This window comes from Caulobacter sp. GW821-FHT09A05, from assembly GCF_059418465.1.
In genome coordinates this window covers 47671-68263 of sequence record NZ_JBWKPX010000001.1, presented here as the reverse complement: position 1 = coordinate 68263, position 20593 = coordinate 47671, and the positions used below count along the sequence as shown (strand labels likewise).

Annotated in this window: 17 protein-coding genes and 2 tRNA genes; 12 read left to right on the top strand and 7 right to left on the bottom strand. The window is 69.7% G+C overall.

The window, feature by feature from the left end; genetic code table 11:
* The first annotated feature begins 3 nt into the window (after positions 1-3).
* Positions 4-1104: a protein-glutamate methylesterase/protein-glutamine glutaminase gene (locus AC07NX_RS00365; protein WP_494638098.1), complete on the top strand. Its 1101-nt coding sequence runs from the start codon at positions 4-6 to the stop codon at positions 1102-1104.
* A 266-nt stretch (positions 1105-1370) separates the two neighbouring features.
* Here AC07NX_RS00365 and AC07NX_RS00360 read toward each other — a convergent pair whose 3' ends face one another.
* The 4 genes from AC07NX_RS00360 to gph form a co-directional block, all read right to left on the bottom strand.
* On the bottom strand, positions 1371-3149 hold the full coding sequence (locus AC07NX_RS00360; RefSeq protein ID WP_494638096.1) for a hypothetical protein: 1779 nt from the start codon (positions 3147-3149) through the stop codon (positions 1371-1373).
* Between the two features lie 83 nt (positions 3150-3232).
* Positions 3233-5155, bottom strand: a complete 1923-nt coding sequence (locus tag AC07NX_RS00355; RefSeq protein WP_494638094.1) for a hybrid sensor histidine kinase/response regulator — start codon at positions 5153-5155, stop codon at positions 3233-3235.
* 214 nt (positions 5156-5369) lie between these two features.
* Positions 5370-5444, bottom strand: a tRNA-Val gene (locus AC07NX_RS00350).
* 46 nt (positions 5445-5490) lie between these two features.
* On the bottom strand, positions 5491-6222 hold the full coding sequence (gene gph, locus AC07NX_RS00345; RefSeq protein ID WP_494638092.1) for a phosphoglycolate phosphatase: 732 nt from the start codon (positions 6220-6222) through the stop codon (positions 5491-5493).
* Positions 6223-6291: 69 nt separating this feature from the next.
* Here gph and glmU point away from each other — a divergent pair, with 69 nt between their 5' ends.
* From glmU to AC07NX_RS00295, 10 genes are all read left to right on the top strand, one after another.
* Positions 6292-7683: a bifunctional UDP-N-acetylglucosamine diphosphorylase/glucosamine-1-phosphate N-acetyltransferase GlmU gene (gene glmU / locus AC07NX_RS00340; protein WP_494638090.1), complete on the top strand. Its 1392-nt coding sequence runs from the start codon at positions 6292-6294 to the stop codon at positions 7681-7683.
* Positions 7680-8360: a ribose-5-phosphate isomerase RpiA gene (gene rpiA / locus AC07NX_RS00335; protein WP_035071070.1), complete on the top strand. Its 681-nt coding sequence runs from the start codon at positions 7680-7682 to the stop codon at positions 8358-8360. Before glmU ends, rpiA begins: the two co-directional genes overlap by 4 nt.
* A 78-nt stretch (positions 8361-8438) precedes the next feature.
* The gene (gene gor, locus AC07NX_RS00330; RefSeq protein ID WP_494638087.1) at positions 8439-9833 is read left to right on the top strand and encodes a glutathione-disulfide reductase; all 1395 of its coding nucleotides are present in this window, start codon (positions 8439-8441) and stop codon (positions 9831-9833) included.
* A complete protein-coding gene (locus tag AC07NX_RS00325; RefSeq protein ID WP_494638085.1) occupies positions 9830-11092 on the top strand; it encodes an O-antigen ligase family protein in 1263 nt (420 codons plus the stop codon). The genes gor and AC07NX_RS00325 overlap by 4 nt, the downstream gene beginning before the upstream one ends.
* Before the next feature lie 84 nt (positions 11093-11176).
* Positions 11177-12556 carry a class II 3-deoxy-7-phosphoheptulonate synthase gene (locus AC07NX_RS00320; protein ID WP_494638083.1) on the top strand — a complete coding sequence of 460 codons (1380 nt, stop codon included), beginning with the start codon at positions 11177-11179 and terminating at the stop codon, positions 12554-12556.
* Positions 12557-12775: 219 nt separating this feature from the next.
* The gene (locus AC07NX_RS00315; protein ID WP_494638081.1) at positions 12776-13585 is read left to right on the top strand and encodes an aspartyl protease family protein; all 810 of its coding nucleotides are present in this window, start codon (positions 12776-12778) and stop codon (positions 13583-13585) included.
* A gap of 46 nt (positions 13586-13631) precedes the next feature.
* Positions 13632-15422, top strand: a complete 1791-nt coding sequence (locus AC07NX_RS00310) for a long-chain-acyl-CoA synthetase (RefSeq protein ID WP_494638079.1) — start codon at positions 13632-13634, stop codon at positions 15420-15422.
* Between the two features lie 225 nt (positions 15423-15647).
* The gene (locus AC07NX_RS00305; RefSeq protein WP_494638077.1) at positions 15648-16751 is read left to right on the top strand and encodes a class I SAM-dependent methyltransferase; all 1104 of its coding nucleotides are present in this window, start codon (positions 15648-15650) and stop codon (positions 16749-16751) included.
* A 205-nt stretch (positions 16752-16956) separates the two neighbouring features.
* The gene (gene panD / locus AC07NX_RS00300) at positions 16957-17313 is read left to right on the top strand and encodes an aspartate 1-decarboxylase (protein ID WP_035071061.1); all 357 of its coding nucleotides are present in this window, start codon (positions 16957-16959) and stop codon (positions 17311-17313) included.
* Between the two features lie 2 nt (positions 17314-17315).
* The gene (locus tag AC07NX_RS00295; RefSeq protein ID WP_494638074.1) at positions 17316-17777 is read left to right on the top strand and encodes a hypothetical protein; all 462 of its coding nucleotides are present in this window, start codon (positions 17316-17318) and stop codon (positions 17775-17777) included.
* A 175-nt stretch (positions 17778-17952) separates the two neighbouring features.
* Here AC07NX_RS00295 and AC07NX_RS00290 read toward each other — a convergent pair whose 3' ends face one another.
* Entirely contained in the window at positions 17953-18708 is a 756-nt protein-coding gene (locus tag AC07NX_RS00290; protein ID WP_494638072.1) for an SIMPL domain-containing protein, read from the bottom strand.
* A 197-nt stretch (positions 18709-18905) separates the two neighbouring features.
* Between AC07NX_RS00290 and AC07NX_RS00285 the strand changes: the two genes are divergently transcribed.
* Positions 18906-18981 (top strand) — tRNA-Ile (locus AC07NX_RS00285).
* 128 nt (positions 18982-19109) lie between these two features.
* Here the strand turns inward: AC07NX_RS00285 and AC07NX_RS00280 are convergent.
* Together AC07NX_RS00280 and AC07NX_RS00275 are read right to left on the bottom strand one after the other, a co-directional pair.
* Positions 19110-19607: a hypothetical protein gene (locus AC07NX_RS00280; RefSeq protein WP_494638070.1), complete on the bottom strand. Its 498-nt coding sequence runs from the start codon at positions 19605-19607 to the stop codon at positions 19110-19112.
* Between the two features lie 42 nt (positions 19608-19649).
* Positions 19650-20528 (bottom strand): 3-keto-disaccharide hydrolase, encoded by an 879-nt coding sequence (locus AC07NX_RS00275; protein ID WP_494638068.1) that lies wholly within the window; start codon positions 20526-20528, stop codon positions 19650-19652.
* Between the last annotated feature and the right edge of the window lie 65 nt (positions 20529-20593).

Genomic DNA, 20593 nt, shown 5'->3' with positions numbered 1-20593 from the left:
CTCATGTCCGTGGTTCGCAAGATCCGTGTCCTGATCATCGACGACTCGGCCACGGTGCGTCAGACCCTGGCCTCGATCCTCGAATCCGATCCGCAGATCGAGGTCCTGGGCGCCGCGTCCGATCCGTTCGTCGCCGCCAAGCGCATCGCCGAGGAGATCCCCGACGTCATCACCCTGGACGTCGAGATGCCGCGCATGGACGGCATCACCTTCCTGCGCAAGCTGATGGCCCAGAAACCGATCCCGGTGGTGATGTGCTCGTCCCTGACCGAGGCGGGGTCGGAAACCCTGCTGCAGGCGCTGGAGGCCGGGGCGGTCGACATCATCCTGAAGCCGAAGGTCGGGGTGGCCGACCACCTGCTGGAATCCAAGATCCGCATCTGTGACGCGGTCAAGGCCGCCGCCGGGGCCCGCCTGGCCGGCTCCCGGCGCCCGGTTCCCCAGTTCACCCGCTCGGGCCACGAGCCGGAGAAGAAACTGACCGCCGACGCCATGCTGCCGCCGCCGACCGGCGTGAGGGCCATGGCGCGGACCACCGAGAGCGTGGTCTGTGTCGGAGCCTCGACCGGCGGCACCGAGGCGCTGCGCGTCCTGCTGGAAGGCCTGCCGCCGGACTCGCCCGGCATGGTCATCGTCCAGCACATGCCCGAGAAGTTCACCGCCTCGTTCGCCCGGCGGCTGGACAGCCTGTGCGCCGTGGAGGTCAAGGAGGCCGAGGATGGCGACACCGTGCGGCGGGGCCGGGTGCTGATCGCGCCGGGCAACAGGCACACCCTGCTCGAGCGCAGCGGCGCCCGCTACTACGTCTCGGTCAAGGACGGCCCGCTGGTGTCGCGCCATCGGCCGTCCGTGGACGTCCTGTTCCGTTCGGCCGCCCGCTCGGCCGGGTCGAACGCGGTCGGCGTGATCATGACCGGCATGGGCGACGACGGCGCGCGCGGCCTGGCCGAGATGAAGCAGGCCGGGGCCTTCACCCTGGCCCAGGACGAGGCCAGCTCGGTGGTGTTCGGCATGCCCAAGGAAGCCATCGCCCTGGGCTGCGTCGACCGGGTGCTTCCGCTGCAGGGCCTGGCGGGCGAGGTGTTGCGGGCGGTGAACAGGTAAGGATCGCCCGCGACGCGGATCCGCTGGAGTCCCAGGGGAGGGCTCCTTGCGCGCCTGCCTGTCGGAGAAGGGCTACGTCAGATTTTCCCTGACCCCCGTCCAGTCCGCGGAGCTGAGCGGATACAAGAAGGGAACCTGAAGGACGCTTCAGGTTTCTGCACGCCCTGGCCGGCAACGGAGCGGTCCTTCGGCGGCAATGGTACGCGCCGTAGCCCGGCGGGCGTCCAGGTGACTGTCGTTCGCGCCTGAAGGATCGCGCCGCTTGCCTAGAACAGCACGTCGTCTTCGTCCTCGACCGCCGCCGCCGCGGCGGGCGGCGTGTGGACTTCGGACTCGACCAGGCCTTCGGTCAACGCCCGATGCACCTCGCGCTCCTGGGCCATGGTGTACTGCTTGGCCAGCCGGTCGAGCAGCGGGCGCAGGGCGGGGGCGACGTCGTCGCTGAAGATCTCGTCGTCGCCGGCCTTGTCCAGCAGCGCGCTGGCGGCGGCGTCGAGCACCGAGCCGATCTGCTTGTGGAAGTCGAAGCGCTCGGCGGCGCGGCGCAGCATGTCGACCACGTCGGCGCCTTGCCGGGCCACGGTGGTCAGGGCGCTGTCGACGCCGTCCCCGGCCTTGCCGATCCGGGCGACCGCGCCGCTCAGCACCGTGGCGGCGGCCGCGGCCTTGCCGTCCTTCCCCTGGCGCTGGCCCAGCGCCTCGGCCGCGTCGAACAGGCCTTCCAGCGAGCTGGTGGTCTGGGCGGCCGATTTCTCCAGGTGGATGGCGTGCTGGCGCAGTTCGACGGCGATGACGCCCAGCGGCTTGCCGGTCTCGCCGATGCGGCTGCATTTGAGCGTGGTGTTCAGGGCCATCATCTGCACGTCGGCACGGATGTTCTGGATGCCGGCGATGCGCTCGGTCAGCTCGCGGGCCGACACGACGGCCGCGCGGCTGACCTCCTCGGCGGCCCGCTCGCCGGCGGTCATGTCGCCGACCAGGCCCAGGGCCTGCCCCACATTGCCCTCGAGATCGCGCAGGAAGTTGGTCTCGCCCCCGTCCGGCCGGCCGGGTCCCTGGCCCGAGGCCAGGTCGCGCAGGCGCAGCAGTTCGGTCGCGTCGGCGGCCATGCCGATCATGTTGTGGCCGATGCGGGCGACCTCGCGATGGAAGTCTTCGGCCATCGCGGACAGCTGAGCGCCGAGCAGGCGGTGGACGAAGGCCCGGGCGCGCTGGCGCGGCTCGGGGGCGAGAGCGGCGATCTCGCCCGCCTCGTCCAGGAAGCGCAGGCCGGCCTGGACGTGCTCGATCCGCTGCCGGGTGATGTCGCCGATCTGCAGGGCGGCCAGGCCGCCGCCGACCTTCTTCTGGACGTCGCGGGCCAGGGCGGCGACGCTGACGGCGACGCTGGCGATCCGCCGGTGGTGGTCGGCGATGGCGGCGGCGCTGGCCGCCAGGGCGTCCGGCACCGCCGGCAGCAGGGCGGCGCAGCTCTTGGCCAGGTTCTGTTCGTGCGCCAGGGCGCCGCGCAGGGTCTGGTCCAGGCCCGTCAGGTCGTTGGCGAGGGCGTCCAACTGGCCGCCGCCCATCTCGATGCAGTCGTAGATTTCCTGGGCGAAGATCGCGAATTCGGGGCCGGCCGCGGCGATGCCGCCGGAGGTGATCTTGATGTTGATCGCGAAGACCCGGAGATAGGCCAGGTGCTGGCGCATCTCGGCGATGCGGCCGGCCAGGCCGTCGCTGAACTTGACCAGCTCGCCGACGCGGCCGCGACGGGCGTCCAGGCTCTCGGGCAGCGACTTCAGGGTTTCGGCGGCCTGCGCCAGTTCGCCCGTGGTCGCCGTCACCGTCTCGGCGTCGAGATTGGCGCGGATCGCGTCCAGGCCGGCGATCAGCGAGCCGACGCCGTCGACGGCCCGCGACAAGACGTCGCCGGCTTCCAGGAAGCGGGCTTCCACCACCTGGCGAGCGGCTTCCAGGCGCGCGCCGATCCGCGCGCCCTCGTCGGCCTCGACAGGGGCCTGGAAGGTCGTTGCGAAAGCCGCCGAGGAAGACGCCAAGCCCATGAAATCGCCGATTGATTGCTGTTGCCCCACCATGCCGGAAGATGTGCGAAGGGCGGGTAAAGATCGGACGCTTTTGTCGTCGATCAGGCGTCCGCGGACAGGACCTCCGGCGCGCCCTGGGCGGCCTCGAAGGCTTGGGCGATGGCCGAGAACAGCATGGCGCTGGTGATCGGCTTTTCCAGGTGCAGGTCGGCCCCGGCCTGGCGGCTGGCGCGAACGTGCTCGGGGCGGGCGTTGGCGGTCAGCATGACGATCGGCGTCCGCGCCGCGCCTGTCGCCGCCTCGCGCGCCCGGATCGCGCGGACGGCGTCCAGGCCGTCCATGACCGGCATCTGCATGTCCATCAGAATCAGGTTCGGCGTCACGGCGGCGCACAGCTCGACGGCGTCGCGCCCGTTCTCGGCGGTGAAGATCTCGGCGACCTCGGCCAGCATCAGCTCGACGATCTTGCGATTGGTCGGGTGATCGTCGGCCACGAGGACCCGGGGCATGGCGGGGACGTCCGGCGGGGCGTCGGCCGTTTCCCCGACCGGCGCCGCGTGATCGAGGGGAAGCGGCAAGGTGAACCAGAAGGTCGATCCCAGGCCCGGCGCGCTGTCGCACGACAGGACGCCGCCCATCAGCTCGACCAGCTCGCGCGAGATGGCCAGCCCCAGGCCCGTGCCGCCGAAGCGGCGGGTGAACGAGGCGTCCGCCTGTTGGAAGCGCTCGAAGATCCGGCCTTTCTCGGCGGCGTCGAAGCCGATCCCGGTGTCGCGCACCGAGAAGCGCACGCCGCCGTCCGTGTCCGGCGCGACATCCAAGGTCACCCGGCCATGGTCGGTGAACTTGACCGCGTTGCTCATCAGGTTGGTCAGCACCTGGCGCAGCCGCGCGCCGTCGCCGATCACGGTCCGCCGGGCGGCCGGATGGACGCGGGTTTCGAGCCCCACGCCCTTCTCCTCGGCGCGGAGGGCGCACAGGGCGCCGACCGACCGGGCCAGGTCGTCCAGGTCGAAGGGTCGGTTCTCGATGACCACCTGGCGCGCCTCGATACGCACCAGGTCCAGGATGTCGGACAGCAGCCGTTCCAGGCTGCGGCCCGAATTGACGATGATCTCGACCAGTTCGCGGGCCCTGGCCGACAGCTCGCCCTTGGCCAACAGGTCTGCGCCCGCGACGATCCCGTTCAGCGGCGTGCGGATCTCGTGGCTCATATTGGCCAGGAACGCGCTCTTGGCCTGGCTGGCCTGCTCGGCCTGGTCGAGGGCCGCCCGCAGCGACGCCGCGGCCAGCTTGCTGGCGGTGACGTCATCGCCCAGGGTGATCAGGTGGCGCGCGCCGATGTCGTCGTAGGTGGCCAGGGTCTTGGTCAGCAGGTAGCGCGGCGCGGCGCCGGACCCGTGCTCGACCTGCTTTTCGCAGACCTGCATCTCGCCGGTCTTCAGGACCCGGCTTTCGATCCCGGTCAGGACCTGGGCGAGCGCGGCGGGCAGCACGTCCGGCGCCGTCCTGCCCAGGGCCTCCTCGGCGACCAGGTCGAAGGCGTCCTCGGCGGCCCGGTTGACCAGGACATAGCGGCCGTCCTGCGCGTTCTTGACCGTCAGGGGAGAGGGGAGGAGCTGGATGACCGTCTTCAGGAACCCCTGGGTCTCGACCTCGTCGGTGACGTCGCGCGCGCAGGCCAGCAGGCGGATCACCGCGCCGGTCCGGTCGCGCATCGGCGAGATCGTCGTATCGCAATAGGCCCGGCGACGGCTGTCGCCCAGGAAGGCGCGGAAGTGGGCCACCTGGCCGGCGCGGGCGATGTCGAAGGCCCGGTCCAGCGAGAACCGGCTCTCCTCGGGCCAGATCTCGCGCCAGGAGGCCGAACCTTCAGGCCTGGCCGCGAACATCGCCTGGGCATGGTGGTTGGCGTGCTCGATCGCGCCGTCGAGACGCAGGATCCAGGCGCATTCCTGGCTGGCGTCCAGGATGTCGAGCGCGCCGTAGGCCCCGTCCTGTTCGCTGGAAGCCTGGCCCTGCACCCTGATGCCCTTACGAGATGACGCGCGCCGCCACGATAGGCGGCTTCGCCGTCGCCATATGCCCAGTTCGTATTGAAAGGACCGTTAAGTCAGGGGTGGCGTCCGGCGGAAAGGCGCAGGATCCGGCATGGGACATCGGCGGCTCGCCCGCTGGCGGCGACCCGTCGGGCGCCGCGTCCGTCCGTCGAGGAGCGGCCCATCGAGAAAGGGAAAATGGTGGATGCGACAGGGATTGAACCTGTGACCCCCTCGGTGTGAACGAGGTGCTCTCCCGCTGAGCTACGCATCCGCCGTGTCGGTGAGGCCCGAAGGACCCCGCCGCGAGAGGGACGGGCCTATAGCCCGGCGTTTCCGCGACCGCAAGAGGTCAAAAGCGTGATGCAGGCCGAGGGTACGTCGGAGAACGCATCTATCAACAGATCTCCGCCCAGGGTCTCGACCGGGGCCTCGGTGTAGCCGAACGTGACCAGCAGGGTCGGCACGTTGGCGGCCTTGGCGGCCAGGGCGTCGTTGATGCTGTCGCCGACCATCACGGCGCGGGCCGGGTCGCCGCCCGCCGCCGCGATCGCGGCCAGCAGGTGCCGCGGATCGGGCTTGGCCGCCGGAGCGCTGTCGGCCCCGACCACCGCGTCGAAATACTGGGTCAGGTCCAGGGCGTCGAGCAGGGCCACCGACAGGTGGGTCAGCTTGTTGGTGCAGACCGCCAGCTTGGCGCCGGCCGCGCGCAAGGCGACCAGGGCGTCGACCACGCCGGGGAAAGGGCCGCTCTCGTGGGCGATGCGGCCCAGATAGAGAGCGACGAAGCGCTCGACCAGGGCCGGGGCCTGGTCGGCGTCCAGCGGCGCGCCGGCGGCGGCGAAGCCGCGCTCCAGCAGGGCCTTGGCGCCGCGGCCGACCATCCTGCGCACGTCGTCGAACGGCAGGGGCGGCAGGCCTTCCTCGGCCAGGATCAGGTTCAGCGAGGCCACCAGGTCCGGGGCGGTGTCGACCAGGGTGCCGTCGAGATCGAAGGCGATCGTCGCGCCCCTCAAAATCTCGGCCTTGGGAATGTCGTTCTGGGCATGCATGGCTCTGGCCTTTCGGCTAAACGCGCGGCTAATGCAACTTTGGTCCGCGCTTCGGGAGTCGCTTCGCCCATGACCAACGCCGTCTCTTCGCCTCGTCCTCGCGCCGCCGTCATCCTGGCGGCCGGCCAGGGCACGCGGATGAAGTCGCCGACGCCCAAGGTACTGCATAGGATCGGCGGCCGGACCCTGCTGGACCATGCCATCGACACCGCCGAGGCTCTGAACTGCGAGCGCATCGTCGTGGTGGTCGGCGCCCACAGCCCGCGGGTCGGCGAACAGGCCCGCAAGCGCCTGGGCGAGGGGGCGACCGTGCTGCAGGACCCGCCGCAGGGCACCGGCCACGCCGTGCTGGCCGCCCGCGAGGCCCTGGCCGACTTCGACGGCGACGTGGTGGTGACCTTCGCCGACTGTCCGCTGCTGAGCGCCCCGGTGATCGAGCCCCTGTTCGACCTGCGGGCCGGGGGCGCGGACGTGGCCGTGCTGGGCTTCGAGGCCGCCAACCCCGGGGCCTACGGCCGGCTGATCCTGGCTCCCGGCCAAGTGCTGCTGCGCATCGTCGAGGCCAAGGACGCCGACGACACCGTCAAGCAGGTCAGGCACTGCAATTCCGGCGTGCTGGCCGCCGACCGCGCCCTGCTGTTCGACCTGCTGGCTCACGTCGGCAACGACAACGCCAATAAGGAATACTACCTGACCGACGTGGTCGGCCTGGCCCACGACCGGTCGCTGTCGACCCGCGCGGCCTTCGCGCCCGAGGCTTCGGTCCAGGGCGTCAATTCCCAGGCCGAACTGGCCGCCGCCGAGGCGGTATGGCAGGCCGGTCGCCGCTCCGCCTTCATGGTCGAGGGCGTGACCATGCCGGCCCCGGACACCGTGCACCTGAGCTGGGACACCCAACTGGCGGCCGGCGTCACGGTCGAGCAATTCGTGGTGTTCGGGCCCGGCGTCAGCGTCGCGACCGGCGCGCAGATCAAGGCGTTCAGCCACCTGGAAGGCGCGACGGTCGGCGAGGCCGCCCTGATCGGTCCCTACGCCCGCCTGCGGCCGGGGGCCGAGATCGGCCCGGAGGCCCACATCGGCAACTTCGTCGAGGTCAAGAAGGTCCAGGTCGGGGCCGGCGCCAAGGCCAACCACCTGTCGTATCTGGGCGACGGCTCGGTCGGGCCGAAGGCCAATATCGGGGCTGGGACGATCTTCTGTAACTACGACGGCTTCGACAAGTTCGAGACCCATGTCGGCGCCGGGGCCTTCATCGGTTCCAACACCGCCCTGGTGGCGCCGGTGCGGATCGGCGAGGGGGCGATGACCGGCTCGGGCTCGGTGATCACCCGGGACGTCGAGGACGGTGCGCTGGCGCTGGGACGCGGCGTGCAAAGCGACAAGCCGGGCTGGGCGACCAGGTTCCGGGCCATGAAGGCGGCCCAAAAGACTAAGACGCAAGCCAGGAAGGACAGCAAATGAGCGCCGACGATCAGAAGCGGATTTCGGGCGAGGCGGCCGCCGAGCTCGTGGAGGCTGGCATGGTCGTCGGCCTGGGCACCGGCTCGACGGCGGCCTGGTTCGTCAAGGCCCTGGCCGCGCGCAAGCTGGACATCCGCGGCGTGCCGACCTCGGAAGCCACCGCCAACCTGGCGCGCGAGCTGGGCATTCCGCTGGCGGCCCTGGACGACGTCAAGTCGATCGACCTGACCGTCGATGGCGCCGACGAGGTCGGGCCGGGCCTGTCCCTGATCAAGGGCGGCGGCGCGGCCCTGCTGCGCGAGAAGCTGGTCTGGGAGGCGTCCAAGCGCTGTGTCGTGATCGCCGACGCCGCCAAGAAGGTCGACGCCCTGGGCAGGTTCCCGCTGCCGATCGAGGTGGTGCGCTTCGGCCACGTCCACACCGGTCATCGCCTGGCCGACATCGCCGCCGAGTTCGACCTCCTGCCGCCGCGCCTGCGCATGGCCGACCGGGGCATCGTGGTCACCGACGGCGGCAACGTGATCTACGACCTGCCCTCCGGCGTGATCGCCGAGCCGGCCGCCCTGGGCGCGGCGCTGAAGACGGTGACGGGCGTGGTCGACCACGGCCTGTTCCTCGACCTGGCGGACGAAGCGCTGGTGGGAACCGACCAGGGGGTGGTCAAGCTGGTTCCCTAGGCCCATATCCGCCCTCTTTCGGGTTCATGGCCAAGCCGGGACCCGAGCCCGTCCCCCAGTGAGCCTGGAGCGCCCGCGATGGCTGAGTACGACTTCGACCTCTTCGTGATCGGCGCCGGTTCGGGCGGCGTGCGCGCCGCGCGCGTGGCCGCGATGAGCGGCGCCAGGGTCGCCGTGGCCGAGGAGTACCGCGTGGGCGGGACCTGCGTGATCCGCGGCTGCGTGCCCAAGAAGTTCATGGTCTACGCCAGCGAGGTGAAGGCCCAGCTGAAGACCGCCAAGGGCTATGGCTGGACGATCGGCGAGGCCAACTTCGACTGGAAGAGCTTCCTGCACGACAAGGACGTCGAGATCGCCCGCCTGTCGGGGATCTATGTCACCAACCTGCAGAAGGCCGGCGCGCATCTCTTGCACGGCCGGGCCGAGATCGTCGACGCCCACACCGTAGAGGTGCTGCCGAAGGCCGGGAGCAAGGACGCGGGCCGCTACACCGCCCGCAAGATCCTGATCGCCACCGGCGGCCGGCCCTGGCGGCCGGACTTTCCGGGGGCGGAGCTGGGCATCACCTCGGACGAGGCCTTCCACCTGCCGGAGCTGCCCAAGCGGGTGATGGTGGTCGGCGGCGGCTATATCGCCGTCGAGTTCGCCAGCATCTTCAACGGCCTGGGCGTGCAGACCACGCTCTGCTACCGCGGCGCCAACATCCTGCGCGGCTTCGACGACGATGTGCGCTCGCACCTGGCCGACGAGCTGGAGAAGCGCGGGATCAAGGTGGTGCTGGGCTGCTCGCACGAGAAACTGGAGAAGACCGACACCGGCCTGCTCAGCACCTTCAACAACGACCTGACCTTCGAGACCGACGCGGTGATGTTCGCCACCGGCCGCGACCCCTATGTGGCGGGCCTGGGCCTGGAGAAGGTGGGGGTCAAGCTCAACGATCGCGGCGCGATCATGGTCGACGACTATTCCCGGACCACGGTCGACAACATCTGGGCGGTGGGCGACGTCACCGATCGCATCAACCTGACGCCGGTGGCGATCCGCGAGGGCGCGGCCTTCGCCCAGACCGAGTTCCATGACAATCCCACCACCTTCGACCACGACATGGTCGCCTCGGCGGTGTTCTCGCAGCCGCCGGTCGGCGCGGTGGGCATGAGCGAGGCGCAGGCCCGGCAGGCGTTCGGAAAGGTCGATATCTATCGCGCGGTCTTCCGGCCCATGAAGAGCACCTTCTACGGCGGCCAGGACCGCTGCCTGATGAAGCTGGTGGTCAAGCAGGACAACCAGCGGGTGGTCGGGGTGCACGTGGTCGGGCCGGACTCGCCGGAAATCATCCAGATGGCGGCCATCGCGGTGAAGATGGGCGTGACCAAGCCGCAGTGGGATTCCACCTGCGCGGTGCACCCGACCCTGGCCGAGGAGCTGGTGACGATGCGCGAGAAGTACGTGCCGTCCGAAATGGGAACCGTATGACCGCCACGCCCTTGCCCGAGCCAAGCGATGCTTCGGCCCGCCGCACGCCCTGGCTGAGCGGCGTGGCGATCTTCGTCGCGGTGATGACGCCTCTGCTGGCCTATCTGGCGCCGCTGGGTTTCGCGCCGCTGCTGGCCCTGGCGGGCCTCCTGGCCTTGCCGGGCCTGAGGCTGACCCGCGCCGCCGCCCCGCCGCTGCTGATCCTGGTGGCCATGGCCCTGTGGGCGGCGGCCAGCATGACCTGGAGTCCGGTGGCGATCGACGTGTCCAAGCTGAAGGACTACGGCGACATCGAGAGCCTGACGGCCCTGAAGCTGTTCCTGCAGTTGGCGACCTACGGCGCGGCCGTGGTGGCCCTGCGCGGCCTGTCGCGGGCCGGCGCCCGGCGCGCGGCGACGGTGCTGGCCTATGGGATAACGGCGCTGGCCGGCGTCGCCGCCGTGGATTCGCTGACCGGCGCGGCGATCTACCAGAAACTGCACCAGGTGACCGGCGAAGCGATCCGGCCGGACCTGGCCATGGTCAAGGTCTCGCTGTCGACCTACATCCTGGCGCTGCTGTTCTGGCCGACGGCGCTGATCCTGGCGCGACTCTGGCGTCGTGGACTGATCTGGTTGATGGTCATAGGGACGGTTGTGACCTCGGTGATCTGCAGCTCGGACGCCTGTCTCCTGGCCCTCGCGGCGGGCGGGCTGGCCTGGTTGCTCGTCTATTTCGCCAGGCAGGCGGGCGCGAAGGTGCTGGTTGGGCTGGTGGCCGCGCCTTTCGTGCTGGCGCCCCTGGCGGTGCTGGTGGCCGTCCAGACCGGCGCCATCGCCTGGCTGCACCGGATGGTCCCGGCCTCCTGGGACGCCAGGCTGAACATCTGGACCTTCGCCGCGGATCATATCCAGAGCCATCCGTTCCGGGGCTGGGGGCTGGACGCCAGCCGCACCTTCGGCTCGGCGATCCCGCTGCATACCCACAACGCCCAGCTTCAGCTGTGGCTGGAGCTGGGCGCGATCGGCGCGGCTCTGGCGGGGGTCTTCTTCTGCTGGCTGGCCTATGGCGTGGTGCGATTGAGCCAACGGTCGCGGACCGAGGCGGCGATGGCCGCCGGGGCCCTGGTCAGCTACCTGGTGATCGGGGGGCTGAGCTTCGGGGTCTGGCAGGAGTGGTGGCTGGGCCTGGGCGCCCTGTCGCTGATCGCTTGCGGCCTGGCCCGCGCGTTCGACGAACCGCAATGGGTCGCCTTGGACGAACTTACCCCGCTGGGCTGATTTTTCCGTTTTCGTCGCAACGATTTTGCCTTTGGGTCGCGGTTAGGATAAAAGCCGCTCCCTTTTGAGAAGTTCGAGACCGTCATGACCAGCCGCTGGACCCCGTCGTCGTGGAGAGCCCTGCCCGCGAAACACGTCCCGACCGACTATCCGGACATGGGCGCGGTCGAACGCGTCGAGCAGACTCTTCGGCAGATGCCGCCGCTGGTTTTCGCGGGCGAGGCGCGCCGCCTGAAGTCGGCCCTCGGCGAGGTGGCGGAAGGCCGCGCCTTCCTGCTGCAGGGCGGCGACTGCGCCGAGAGCTTCAAGGAATTCCACGCGGACAACATCCGCGACACCTTCCGCCTGATCCTGCAGATGGCCGTGGTGCTGACCTTCGCCGGCGGCAAGCCGGTCGTGAAGGTGGGTCGCATCGCCGGCCAGTTCGCCAAGCCGCGCTCGGAGCCGATCGAGACGATCGGCGACGTGACCCTGCCGTCCTACCGGGGTGACAACATCAACGGCATGGAGTTCACGGCCCAGGACCGTATCCCGGATCCGGACCGCCTGCTGCGCGCCTACGGCCAGTCGGCCGCGACGCTGAACCTGCTGCGCGCCTTCGCCAGCGGCGGCTACGCCGACCTCTACAACATCCACCGCTGGACGCTGGGCTTCGTGGGCGACAGCCCGCAAGGCGCGCGCTATCGCGAACTGTCGGAAAAGATCAGCGAGGCCCTGACCTTCATGGCGGCGGTCGGCGTCACGCCGGAAACCCAGCCCGACCTGCGCCGGGTGGAGTTCTTCACCAGCCATGAGGCCCTGCTGCTGGGCTTCGAGGAGGCGATGACCCGCGTCGATAGCACCTCGGGCGACTGGTACGACACCAGCGCCCACCTGCTGTGGATCGGCGAGCGCACCCGCCAGCTGGACGGCGCCCACATCGAGTTCATGCGCGGCGTCAAGAACCCGATCGGCCTGAAGTGCGGTCCGACCATGGAGGGCGACGACCTGCTGCGGCTGATCGACGTGCTCAACCCGCAGAACGAACCCGGCCGCCTGACCCTGTACGGTCGCTTCGGCTCGGACAAGATCGCCGACCGCCTGCCGCGCCTGATGAAGGCGACCAAGGCGGCCGGCCGCTCGGTGGTCTGGGCCACCGACCCGATGCACGGCAACACGCTGAAGGCCTCGACCGGCTACAAGACCCGGCCGTTCGACCGCATCCTCTCGGAAGTGAAGACCTTCGTCGAGGTGGCCCACGCCGAGGGCGTCCACCCCGGTGGCGTCCACCTGGAGATGACCGGCCAGAATGTCACCGAGTGCCTGGGCGGCGCGCGGGCGGTGTCGGAGGGTGATCTGGCCGATCGCTACCACACCCATTGCGACCCGCGCCTGAACGGCGAGCAGGCCCTGGAACTGGCTTTCCTGGTGGCCGAGAAGCTGAAGTCGGCGCGTGACGACCAGCGCCGCCTTGCGACCGGATAACGCAGGTCTCCGATTTTCTGGCGAGCGCCTCGCCAGGGGTGTAGCCTCCTTCCGTGGAAGGAGGCTGGTCCCGTGGACAGTCCCATACTTCGCCGGCGGGCCTTGGCCGGCATGCTCGCCCTAGTCGCCGTGCCGGGCGGGCCAGCGCTCGCTCGCTCGATTCCCGACCCTCCTCGGCCTGACCTTGCTCAAACGGCGAAGACCGCCCCGCTCGGCTATATGCGCCGCCTGACGGTGAAGGTGCGGATCAACGACCAGGGTCCCTATCCCTTTCTGGTCGACACCGGCGCCAATGCGTCGGTGATTTCCAGCGAACTGGCCGCCCTGCTGCGCCTGCCCGGCGGGCGGCCGGTCAACCTCCACGGCATAGCCGGCCCTGAAATGGTCGACACCGTGACCGCGGCGTCGGTCGCGGTGGGGCGCAGGGTGCGCAAGGGCCTGACGCTGTCGGTCCTGCCAGGACGCTACATCCAGGCCCCGGGTATTCTGGGGCTGGATTGGCTGGGCGCCCAGGGCCTTGTCCTGGACTTCGCCCGCGACGAGATGCGGGTGGGCTCGATCGCGCCGCGAACGGACGATCAGACGGTGTCGGTGCCGGTCAAGGCCATGCGCAGCGGCCTGCACCTGATCGAGGCCTCGGTGTCGGGCGCGGCGACCCTGGCCTTCCTCGACACGGGCTCCACCACCACCGTGGGCAACATGGCCCTGATGCGGCGGGCGATCCGCCAGAAGGCGGTCAGCAGCGACTGGGCCGATATCGAGCTGCAGAGCCTGACCGGTCAATCGATGACGGGCCGCCTGGCGGCCCTGAAGAGCGTCAGCCTGGGCAAGGTCAATCTGCGCAACCTGCCGGTGGTGTTCGGGCCAGTGCATACCTTCGACTACTGGGGGCTGTCCGACCGGCCGGCGATCCTGATCGGAATAGACGTGCTCAACGCCTTCGAGTCGGTGGCCCTGGATTTCACACGGGGCCAGGTGCACTTCCGATTGTCGGATAGTTCTACGGATCGAGGCGCCGCCACGTCTTGACCGGTCGCTCGCCGCTCTCCAATGGTTGTTTGAACGGAGTGCGTCGATGAGTTTGCCGGCCAGGTTGAAACGCGAGTTGAAGTTCCTGAAGGGGCTCTCGCGCACGCTCAAGCGCGTGAAGTCCATCGCGCCGGAGAGTTCCAACCTGATCTGCGACGATCTGGAGGCCGCCGTCGACAAGTGGCCGGGCAGCCAGGCCATCGTCTTCGAAGGCAAGTCGGTGACCTATGCCGAGCTGGACGCCATCGCCAACCGCTACGCCCACTGGGCCAAGGGGCAGGGCATCACCCGCGGCCAGACCGTGGCGCTGTTCATGCCCAACCGCCTGGAATATCTGGCGATCTGGTACGGCCTGTCGAAGGTGGGCGTGGCCACCGCCCTGATCAACAACCAGCTGACCGGGCCGGCCCTGGCCCACTGCCTGAACATCTCCCAGGCCCTGCACTGCATCGTCGATCCCGAGACCTCGCCCTGTTTCGAGCAGGTGAAGGGCGGGCTGGAACGCCACGTCCAGCAGTGGGTGCTGGGGCCGGCGCACGGCGACCAGCGCGACCTGGCCAATGCGCTGAAGAGCTGCAGCCAGCTGCGCCCCGACCGCCTGACGGCCCGCAACGGCCTGGTCGCCAAGGACACCGCGCTCTACATCTTCACCAGCGGGACCACGGGTCTGCCCAAGGCCGCGCGCATCACCCACATGCGGGCCCAGCTCTACATGCGCGGCTTCGCGGGATCGACCGACGCGCGGGCCACCGACCGCATCTATGTGACCCTGCCGCTCTACCACGCCACCGGCGGCCTGTGCGCCATGGGCGCGGCCCTGCTGAACGGCGGGGCGGTGGTGCTGCGCAAGAAGTTCTCGGTCAGCGCCTTCTGGGACGACGTGGTCGCCGAGAACTGCACGATGTTCGTCTATATCGGCGAGCTGTGCCGCTACCTGGCCAACCATCCGGAAACGCCGAACGAGCACGCCCACAAGATCCGGCTGATCTTCGGCAACGGCCTGCGTCCGGACGTCTGGGACGTGATGCTGGACCGCTTCAGGGTCGGCGGCGTGCTGGAGTTCTACGGCGCGACCGAGGGTAACGTCTCGCTGTTCAACTTCGACGGCCGGCGCGGGGCCATCGGCCGCGTTCCGCGTTATCTGCGCAAGAAGTTCAACATCCGCATCGTCAAGTTCGACGTCGAGACCGAGACCCCGGTGCGCGGCCCCAACGGCTGCTGCATCGAGGCCGCGCCGGGCGAGATCGGCGAATGCATCGGCCACATCGCCAGCGACGCCCGCTCGAACTTCACCGGCTACGCCGACAAGGCCGCCACCGAGAAGAAGATCCTGCACGACGTCTTCGACAAGGGCGACGCCTGGTTCCGCACCGGCGACCTGATGCGCGCCGACGGCGACGGCTATCTCTATTTCGTCGACCGCATCGGCGACACCTTCCGCTGGAAGGGCGAGAACGTCGCCACCAGCGAGGTGTCCGAGCGCCTGTCGGCGGTGGCCGGCGTCAAGGAGGTCAATGTCTACGGCGTGCCGGTGGGCGAGCTGGACGGCAAGGCGGGCATGGCGTCGCTGGTCGCGGGCCCGGAGTTCGAGATCGCCGCCCTGGCCGAATATGTCGATCGCGAGCTGCCGGCCTACGCCCGGCCGATCTTCGTGCGGCTGCAGCCCGAGATCGAGACGACCGGCACCTTCAAGTACCGCAAGATCGATCTGGTCCAGGAAGGCTTCGACCCGGCCAAGATCAAGGATCCGCTCTACTTCCGCGACCCGGCCAAGGGCTATGTGAAGCTGACCAAGGCCGTGCACGCCAAGATCCTGGCCGGCGGCTACCGGCTGTAGAGCCTTGTTCGGGAGGGCTTGACCGCCACTTTCCGGCGATCCCCGGCCGGCGCATATCCAGGGCTGCGGGCGACGATGCGAAAAGCGCCTCTGGCCCCCGGCCGCGCGGTGATTGACCTTGGGCGTTCCGGTCGCCAGGCGTAGGATCAGCGTCCTTTCGCGTCTTCGGGCCGAACAGTGTGACCACGGCCCGGCCGCGCCATGCGCCGATGATCGGAGGTCATCATGCTCGAACAACATCCCCCACCCACCGACCGCTCGGGGCCGCTTCCGCAGCCCAGTCCGGCCGCCCTCGACGATTTCATGGGCAAGATGGTCGGCGACATGGGGGCGGCGATGTCGGCCGCCCTGGTGCTGCTGGGCGATCACCTCGGGCTCTACCGCGCCCTGGCGGACGGCGGCCCGGCCACGCCGGCGCAGCTGGCGGCCCGCACCGGCACGACCGAGCGGTACGTGCGCGAATGGCTGGCGGGGCAGGCCGCCGCCGGCTACGTGACCTATGACGAGGACGAGCACCTGTTCTTTCTCGACCCCGTCCAGACCATGGTGTTCGCCGACGAGGGCGGGCCGGTGTTCCTGGCCGGCGGCTTCGACGTGATCGCCGCCATGTTCCGCGACGAGCCGAAGATCGCCGACGCCTTCAAGTCCGGCGACGGCGTCGGGTGGCACGAGCACAACGCCTGCCTTTTCCGGGGGACCGAGCGGTTCTTCCGGCCGGGCTACAACGCCAATCTGCTGTCGAGCTGGATACCGGCCCTGGAGGGGGTGGAGGCCAAGCTGAGGCAAGGGGCGGTGGTCGCCGACGTGGGCTGCGGCCACGGGGCGTCGACCCTGCTGATGGCTCAGGCGTTCCCGAATTCCCGGTTCTTCGGTTTCGACTACCACGCCGCGTCCGTCGAGCGGGCTCGCGAGACCGCCCAGGCCGCCGGACTGGGCGACCGCGCGGTGTTCCAGACCGCCATGGCCAAGACCTTCCCCGGCGACCACTATGACCTGATCTGCATCTTCGACGCGCTGCACGACATGGGCGATCCCGTAGGGGCGGCGGCCCATATCCGCGCCTGCCTCGGTCCCGACGGCACGTGGATGCTGGTCGAGCCGTTCGCCAACGACGAGATGACCGACAACCTCAACCCGGTCGGCCGGATGTTCTACGCGGCCTCGACCATGCTCTGCACCCCGGCGTCGCTGAGCCAGGAGGTGGGGTTGGGCCTGGGCGCCCAGGCGGGCGAGGCGCGCCTGCGCCAGGTCTGCATGGACGCGGGCTTCACCCGCTTCCGTCGCGTGGCCCAGACCCCGTTCAACCTGGTGTTCGAGGTCCGGCCCTGACCCTGGGGGACGTGCGGGGGCCCACGCCCCGCCGCGCGTCCCCGCGTTCAGCGTCCGCGGAGAGACCCGCCGGGAGCGACCGCTTTGTCGCACCCTGATTGAACGCGCGCCGCTTCCTGGCTATATGGCCGGGACTGATCGCGGGTCATGTGTGTGGCGGCCCGGGAAATCCCGAAATGTTTCAAAAAGATAAGGGGATATCGCCATGCTGCTGACGATGATGAAGGCCAAGCTTCACCGGGCCACCGTCACCCAGGCCGACCTCGACTACGAAGGCTCGATCGCCATCGACACCGACCTGCTGGACGCCGCCAACATCCTGCCCAACGAACAGGTCGACGTGCTGAACATCACCACCGGCGCCCGCTTCACCACCTACGCCATCGCCGCGCCGCGCGGCTCGAAGGTGATCGGCGTCAACGGCGCGGCCGCCCGCCTGGTGCAGAAGAACGATATCGTCATCGTGGTCAGCTACTGCCAGATGCCGGCCGAGGAGGCCCGCAACTACGCCCCGACCGTGGTGCTGCTGGAAGACGGCAACCGCATCAAGAAGGCCGCCTGAGCGTGCGAATCCCGACCGTCCTGCTGATCGCGGCGGGGCTCGTCCTCGCCGGCTGCGCGCCCAAGCTGCCCAAGGGCGTCGACGAGCAGCAGCTGTCGGAAGCCGTCGGCCGCGCCATCGGCGGGCCCAACACCTGCGTCCTGCTGGCCGACAAGGCCGGCAAGGTGGTCTGGACCGGCGGCGGCTACATCACCTGCGCCCGCAACCTGCCGACCTGTGGCGGCGCCGTCACCACGGCCCAGACCGTGCTGGAGGGCGCGGTCGGCAAGCCGGCCCGCTTCGTCAGCTGCCCGTCGGGGCCGGGCGTCAACACCGTCGGCTGGGCCATGGGCCCCGTGCCGGTCGGCGAGGGCAAGCCGGACCCGGGCCTGTCCTATGTCGCGGTGATGGAGGGCGAACGCGCCCTGCCGGGCCGCGAGGTCGGGGAGCGGGTCGAGGAAGCGTTCGCCAAGGCGGGGCTTTAATTTCCTTCTCCCCTTGCGGGAGAAGGTGTCGGCGAAGCCGACGGATGGGGGGCTCTCAAAGGCAAAAGCCGCGTCCGGTCTTTCGATCGGACGCGGCTTCTTTCGGCCTTAAACCCCTCACCCGACCTCGCTCCGCGAGGCCACCCTCTCCCGCAAGGGGAGAGGGATCTGGAGCCTACTTCACCAGTTCATAGGTCGCCGAGACGTCGACCCGCACCTTCAGCTCGCCGGCCGAGACCGGGCTGCTGTCGGCGGCCCGTTCCATCTTGGCCATGGCGTACATCGGCATCGGCGGGGCGGGCGTGTAGCCGCCGCCTTCGCCCAGGCTGACCAGGCGGACGATCTTGTAGCCGGTGGCGCGGGCGTAGAGGTCGGCCTTGGCCTGCAGGGCCTTGACCGCGTCGAGCCGCGCCGCGTCCTCGGCCGCCTTGGGGTCCTGCAGGCCGAAGCTAATGCCGCCCACATTGGTGGCCCCGGCGTTGACCGTGGCGTCGACGGTCTGGCCCAGCCTGGCCAGGTCGCGCACCTGGATCGTCACCTGGTTGCTGGCCTGGTAGCCGTTCAGCTTGGGCGGCTCGTTCTGGACGTAGACATATTGCGGATTGACGTTGAGGGTCGAGGTCTGGATGTCGCGCTCGGCGATCCCGGCCTTCTTCAGCGCCGCGACGACCTTGGTCATCTGGGCGGCGTTGGCCGACAGGGCCTGGGCGGCGGTCGCGCCGTCGGTCTGGACGCCCAGAGTGATGGTCGCCAGGTCGGGGGTGACCTTGCTCTCGCCGAAGGCCGACAGGTTCAGGGTCGTGGCGCGGAAGGCCGCGTCCGCCGTCTGGGCCTTGGCCGGCAGGGCGGCCGCGGACGCCAGCAGGGCGGCCGCCAGGGCGAAGGAGGCCGCCAGGGGAATCGAAGGGCGGGCGGCAGTCAGGGCGGTCATGATCGTTATTCTCCATGCGGCTGGGGGACAGGCGCCGCGACCTTGATCGTCCCGTCCGCCGGCCACGGCAAGCGCGGCCGACGACGGACGGTGGCATTCCTGACAGGCTCAACCTGAACCGGACCTTTAAGCCGCGTGCAGCCCATGCTAATCGACCCGTCCTCCCGAAGGGGCCGCGCGCCTTTTTCGAGTCTCGGGGGCCTGTAGCTCAATGGTTAGAGCCGACCGCTCATAACGGTCTGGTTGGGGGTTCGAGTCCCTCCAGGCCTACCATCTTCTCTGCGGATATCCCGGGATGCAAACCGGGGGATACCCCGATGGACCGGGGCGGGCGGGACCGCACATTCTCGCGGCGATCGCCAACATGGTCTTCAAGGTGGCGGTGTTCGGGTGATCGCCGACTAGGACGGGCCGCCTGACCCGGCCCCGAAATCCTCGTTCGTCAGGCCCGAGGTAAAGCGCAGCAAGGCGCGAAGGTCGGTCTGGCGAAAGGTGCGTCGCGGTGCGCCGCACGCGTCGGCCGCCGCGTCGAAGGCGCGCTGGAGACGGGTCACGGCGGTCTTGGCGGCCAGATCGCGGCGCTCCAGCGAGGTGGCGGGCGAGGGCGTCAGGGGAGGGGTCTTCCGGCACCAGGCGCCGTGGATGTAGACGTGCATGCGGTCATAGGTGCGCCAGGCGTTGATCCCGTTGGCGCCCTCTTCGATCCAGATCCGGCATTCCTCGTGATCCAGTCCCGACAGCGTGCCGGCCCGGGCGCACCAGACCGAGAACGGGCCGACCTGGCGGGTGTTTTCCGCCCGCGCGCCTCGGTACGCCGTCTCCTCCGCCCGGATCGCGGACGCGGCGAGCAGACCTGTCAGCAGGAGGGCGGCTGCGAGGCGGTGCGACGGGCGGGGCATGTCGCGAGCTTGCCACGGTCAGGCTTGCGGTCAAGTTGAGGCTTACGGGGCGGCGATCTTCGGCAAGGCCGTGATCGGCTCCAGCGTGATGTCGCGGAAGAAGGTCTCGGCCCCCTCCGACTGCAGCTGGATCGCGCCGTGGGTCAGGGGCGCGCCGTCGGCCTTGAGGTCGCGGACCTCCATGACCGGCACGCCGTTGACCACGTGGATGGCGCGGTCGCCCAGCACGTAGAGGTCCAGGGTGTTCCATTCACCGGCCGGCTTCTCGGCGTCGCTGTAGGCCTCGACGTTCCACAGCGCCGTGTCGCCCTTGGCGGTGACGGCGCGGCCGGCGGGCGAGAACCGCAGCTTGGGCTCGATCAGGGCCGGGTCGTCGACCGCCGTCGTGGTGGCGCTGATCGCCTCGCCCACCGGCACGACCATGCCGATCGAGCCGGTCATGATCTCGAACTCCACCGCCTGGCTCCAGGTGCCCCAGACCGCGCCGGGCGCGCCGTGCGAGTGGTAGAGCAGGCCGTTGTTGGGCGCCTGGGCCTCGCGCGGCGCCCAGCGACCCTTGCCCCACTTGTACTGGAGCCGCAGGTGGTAGTCGCGGAAGTCGCCCCGGTGGACCAGGCTGCCCCAGGTCTTGCCGTTGACATAGATCGCCGGGCGGCCGTCCTCGACCACCACCTTGAAGATCTCGGCGCTCCGGGGACCGGCCCCGATCGGGGCGACGGGCGGATGCCTGTAGGTCAGGGCCGGGTCGGCATAGCCGAGCCAGGCGTCCCAGTCGCCCAGGTCCTTGCCGTTGAACAGCGAGGTCGCGGGGCCGGCGGGCTCGGGGACCTCGGCCAGGGTCAGGGGCGGGGTCACGGCCGGGGCGGCGAGGGCCGGGGCGGCGGCGAACAGCGCCAGGGTGAAGGCCAGGGTCTTGAGCATGGGTCCTCCCGCATCCCGTCCGGAGCGCCCGGCAAGGTATCTGACAGCGTTGTCGGCGCAAGCCT